The organism is Pseudomonas sp. (genome assembly GCF_026224925.1).
Classification (GTDB): Bacteria; Pseudomonadota; Gammaproteobacteria; order Pseudomonadales; family Pseudomonadaceae; genus Aquipseudomonas.
In genome coordinates, this window is sequence record NZ_JAMFRV010000427.1 from 1 (window position 1) to 4,936 (window position 4,936).

Below are 4,936 nucleotides of genomic sequence, written 5' to 3' on the forward strand. Positions count from 1 at the left end.
CCTTTCCGCCGCATGCCGTCTGAAACAAAAGGCAGCCGAAGCGGGCAAGGAGATCAGCGTTTGCGTCGTTGAAAAAGGCTCTGAAGTCGGGGCTCACATCTTGTCGGGTGCGGTGTTCGAACCCCGCGCGCTGAATGAGCTGTTCCCGGACTGGAAAGAACTCGGTGCCCCGCTGAACACCCCGGTTAAGCGCGACGATATCTTCGTGCTTAAAAGTGCCGACAGCGCCACCAAGGTGCCGAACCTGTTTGTGCCCAAGACCATGCACAACGAAGGCAACTACATTATCTCACTGGGTAACCTGTGCCGCTGGCTGGCAGTACAGGCAGAAAACCTCGGGGTGGAAATCTACCCAGGCTTTGCTGCCCAAGAAGCGCTGATCGACGACAAAGGCGCCGTTACCGGGATTCTCACTGGCGATTTAGGTGTCGACCGCGAAGGCCACCCTAAAGACAGCTTTACCCCCGGCATGGAGTTGCGCGGCAAGTACACGCTGTTCGCCGAAGGCTGCCGTGGACACATCGGCAAGCAACTGCTCAAGCGCTTCAATCTGGATACCGAAGCCGATGCCCAGCATTATGGCATCGGCCTGAAAGAGATCTGGGAAGTCGACCCCTCCAAACACGAGCCAGGCCTGGTGGTACACACCGCCGGCTGGCCGCTGGACGTGATGAGCAGCGAAAACACCGGTGGCTCCTTCCTTTATCACCTGGAAAACAATCAGGTCGTCGTCGGTTTGATCGTCGACCTGTCGTACAGCAACGCCTTTCTGTCGCCGTTCGATGAATTTCAGCGCCTCAAGCATCACCCGGTCATTAGTCAGTACCTGGAAGGCGGCAAGCGCATCAGCTATGGCGCCCGCGCCATCTGTAAAGGTGGCTTGAACTCGCTGCCGAAGATGGTCTTCCCAGGCGGTGCACTGATTGGTTGTGAGCTTGGCACGCTGAACTTCGCCAAGATCAAGGGCAGCCACACCGCGATGAAGTCCGGCATGCTCGCAGCAGACGCTGTTGCCGACGCGCTGTTCGCAGGCAACGAAGGCGGCGATGAGCTGCAAACGTACGTCGAGGCCTTCAAGGCAAGCTGGTTGTACGAAGAATTGTTCGCCAGCCGTAACTTCGGCCCGGCGCTGCACAAGTTTGGTCCGATCATGGGCGGCGCGTTCAACTTCGTCGATCAGAACCTGTTTGGCGGCAAAATCCCGCTAACCTTGCACGACACCAAACCAGATTACGCGTGCATGAAGCTCGCCGCTGATTCGAAAAAAATCAGCTACCCGAAACCGGATGGCAAACTCAGTTTCGACAAGCTCAGCTCGGTCTTCCTCTCCAGCACCAACCATGAAGAAGAACAGCCTTGCCACTTGAAGCTGACCGACCCAAGCATCCCGATCGGCACCAACTTGCCGCTGTATGACGAACCGGCACAGCGTTACTGCCCAGCAGGCGTGTACGAAGTGATTACTAAGGAAGACGGCGAGAAACGTTTCCAGATCAACGCGCAAAACTGCGTGCACTGCAAAACTTGCGATATCAAAGACCCGTCGCAGAACATTACCTGGGTGGCTCCGGAAGGCAGCGGCGGCCCGACTTACCCAAATATGTAAGCCGACTCTATAGGACCGAATTCATTCGGGAAGCGACTGGCACGGTTTGTCTGAGGGACCGAGCTGTTGCCTTCCCGAATGAATTCGGTCCCACAGGCATTAGGCTCCCTCGGGAGCCTTTTTTATGACCTTAAAAACGCACGCTGACGCCCTCCTCCCCCGGATTTCGCTCGAAATAGCGCTTATATTCGCGACTGAATTGCGACGTGCTTTGATACCCCACACGCATCGCCACTTGAGCAACGCCCACACCTTCGGCTACCAATATTTGTTGCGCTTTAAGCAAACGCAGGCGTTTCAAATACTGAACCGGCGACAACAAGGTGCTGCGTTTGAAGTGCTCATGAAAGGTTGAGGCGCTCATGTTCGCGCAACGGGCCAAGGTGTCGACGCTGAGCGGCTCGGCATAGTGTGTATGTAGATGGCTTAAAGAGGCCGCGACCCGTGCGAATTGCCCGTGCTGCTCGACCAATGCACGCAGCACCCCGGCTTGAGGCCCGCGCAACGCGGCATATAACACTTCACGCAACCGCGCCCGCCCCATGATCCGACACTCCTGCGGATCATGCAGGCAACGCAACAGACGCTCGACGCTTTCGCGCATCTCAGTGTCCAGCGCGACGGAGGTCATGGACTCCGGTGTCTGCGCTTGCACGCTCGGCCCCGGCACCAAGCCCATGGCCAGCACTAGCTCACCCAGCACAATCCGATCAATGTCGATGGACACGCCCAACAGCGGTTCTTCCGGCGAGGCGTAGGTTTCGTACTCAAATGGCACTGGCAGCGCTTGAATCAGGTAATGGCCAGCACCGTACTCCAGGGTTCGCTTACCCAAATAAGCTATTTTGCTGCCCTGAGCGATGATTACCAGACTAGGCTCATAAATCTGCGGGCAACGTGCGACATTTTTGTCCGCAGACCACACATTTACCTCGGGCAATAACGTCGGCAGCAAGCCGGTGCGGTAGGCGAGCGGCTGAAGCAGGGAAACCAGCGTGGCGTTAGCTTCGAGGTGACGGGTCAATAACATGGGGCGCAAGCTTCATGGAGAATAGATAGCCACATCATCGCAGATCCAACCAATGAATCAGCTATTTAGAGGTTATGCCGGAGGATTAGGCATGACAGGCGGAGGAATCGCCATAGCCGATCAAACCCTGCGCAGGGAAAATGGTCTGTGTCATTCCAGCCTACATTTTTGCGAGGTTCAACATGTTCAAAGCCATTGGTTACGCCGCTCAATCAGCGACCGCACCCCTAGCCCCCATGACGTTCGAACGCCGCACTCCTCGCGCCGATGACGTGGCCCTTGAGGTCCTGTTTTGCGGCGTGTGCCACTCTGACATTCACCAAGCACGCAACGAATGGGGCTTCGCCAGCTACCCATTGATGCCGGGCCATGAAATTGTCGGCAAAGTCACCTCTGTCGGCGCAGACGTCAGCAAATACAAAGTTGGCGACATCGTCGGCGTCGGCTGCCTGGTCGACTCCTGCCGCACCTGCGAAGCCTGTGAGGCGAATCTGGAGCAGTATTGCCTCGAAGGCCCGACCCAGACTTACGCTTCCCGCGACCGCGTTGATGGCACCCTGACCATGGGTGGCTATTCAAACGCTATGGTGGTCAGCGAGCGTTTCGTGGTCCGTATTCCAGAGAAATTGGACCTTGCCAGCGCAGCACCGATTCTGTGTGCAGGTATCACTACGTACTCGCCGCTGAAGCATTTCGGCGTCAAGCCGGGCGACAAGGTCGGCGTACTCGGCATGGGCGGCTTGGGCCACATGGGCATCAAGTTTGCCAAGGCCATGGGCGCAGAAGTCACCCTGTTCACCCGTTCGCAAGCCAAAGCTGAAGAAGGCCGTCGTCAAGGCGCGGACCATGTGATCGTCTCCACCAATGAGAACGAGATGAAGGACGCCGCTGGGCGTTTCGACTTCTTGCTGGACACCATTCCGGTGCAACACGATCTCAACCCGTACCTGAATACATTGCGTTTCGACGGTGTGCACATTCTCGTCGGTTTGATCGAGCCGATTGATCCGCCCGTTCACGCGTTTAATCTGGTGGCGAAACGTCGCGTGATCGCCGGTTCGATGATCGGCGGTTTGGCAGAAACCCAGGAAGTACTGGACTTCTGTGCTGAGCACGACATCACCTGTGACATCGAAATGCTCGACATCAACAACATCAACGAAGCCTTTGAGCGCGTGGTCAAGGGTGACGTGAAGTACCGCTTCGTGATTGACATGAAAACGTTGAAAGCCTGATCAGGGCCTTGCCCCTAACTCGGCCGAGAGTCGTGCCGCGGTCTTTTTGATCAGCGGTATCAGCTCGGCCATTTTCTCCAGGGGCATATACGGCAAGGTACTGGCGATGCTGATGCCAGCAACAATCAAGTTGCTGGCATCACGCACTGGCGCCGCCACGCAACGAATCGACGGTTCGTTGTCCTCAAGATCGAACGCATACCCCCCCGCCACATATTCCTGCATCCGCTGCAGAAACTGCTCCCACGATTGTTCCTGGTACTGCGGCCACAGCGTTGCTTTGCCATCGACCGGCAGACTGGTCTGGTACAGACGCTGCCACTCGTCCAGCGTGCAATCAATCATCAATGCCTTACCGATCCCTGTACGCGCCAACGGCATGCGATGACCAACCCGCGAACGCATTTCCGGGCCATTACGGCCGGGGTTCTTGTGCAGGTACAGCACTTCGTCGCCTTCACGAACCGCCAAATGCACGGTATCACCGGTCAGCGCCGACAATTCGTCCAGGTAAGGGCGCGCCAGTATCGCCAGCGGCACTTCTTCGCGCGCCTGGAAACCCAGCTCGATCAGCTTCGGCCCCAGCAGGTAACCCACTTGCGGCAACACCCGCAGGTAGCGCTCTTCCACCAGGCAACTGGCCAACCGATGAGTCGTGCTGCGCGTGGTGCCGATAATACGGGCGATTTCCTTGAGGTCCCGCGCGCCGCTGGCAACAGCCTGAACCACCCCGAGGCCGCGCAGCAATGTTTGCGTGCCCGTCGGCGCCGGCTCTTTGTCCTTCACTGCACTGTTCGCCGTGGCGATTGAATCATGTTGCATATCAATGCCTTATTAAATCAGAACGCGGGCGGCATTATCGCCGCCCGCTGGCAGCGGTTACAACTCGATGCGTTCCACCTTGCCCACCAGCAAAATGTACGAAAGCGCGCCGATCAATGCCAGCACGGCGACGTAAGTAATGGCCGGTGCAAATGAATCCCCGGTTGCCAGGAAGCCGATGACAATCGGCGTAGCAATCGCCGACAAGTTGCCAATGAAGTTGAAGGTGCCGCCGGTCAGGCC

At 57.4% G+C, this 4,936-nt stretch carries 4 protein-coding genes and 1 pseudogene; 2 read left to right on the forward strand and 3 right to left on the reverse strand.

Annotation, left to right across the window (positions count from 1 at the left end; all coding sequences use genetic code 11):
- Positions 1–1,606: electron transfer flavoprotein-ubiquinone oxidoreductase (locus M0974_RS18415; protein ID WP_297839849.1), on the forward strand; the 1,606-nt coding region annotated here is incomplete at its 5' end.
- Between the two features lie 130 nt (positions 1,607–1,736).
- Here the strand turns inward: M0974_RS18415 and M0974_RS18420 are convergent.
- Positions 1,737–2,636 (reverse strand): AraC family transcriptional regulator, encoded by a 900-nt coding sequence (locus tag M0974_RS18420; RefSeq protein WP_297839854.1) that lies wholly within the window; start codon positions 2,634–2,636, stop codon positions 1,737–1,739.
- A 182-nt stretch (positions 2,637–2,818) separates the two neighbouring features.
- On the opposite strand from M0974_RS18420, the gene M0974_RS18425 reads away from it, so the two are divergent.
- Positions 2,819–3,871, forward strand: coding sequence for an NAD(P)-dependent alcohol dehydrogenase (locus M0974_RS18425; protein WP_297839857.1), 1,053 nt, complete (start codon positions 2,819–2,821; stop codon positions 3,869–3,871).
- On the opposite strand, the gene M0974_RS18430 is transcribed toward M0974_RS18425, so the two are convergent.
- Both M0974_RS18430 and M0974_RS18435 read right to left on the reverse strand, forming a co-directional pair.
- Complete coding sequence (locus M0974_RS18430) at positions 3,872–4,693, reverse strand: IclR family transcriptional regulator (protein ID WP_297839860.1); 822 nt, start codon at positions 4,691–4,693, stop codon at positions 3,872–3,874.
- 57 nt (positions 4,694–4,750) lie between these two features.
- Positions 4,751–4,936: pseudogene (locus tag M0974_RS18435) on the reverse strand (MFS transporter); the annotation flags it as partial.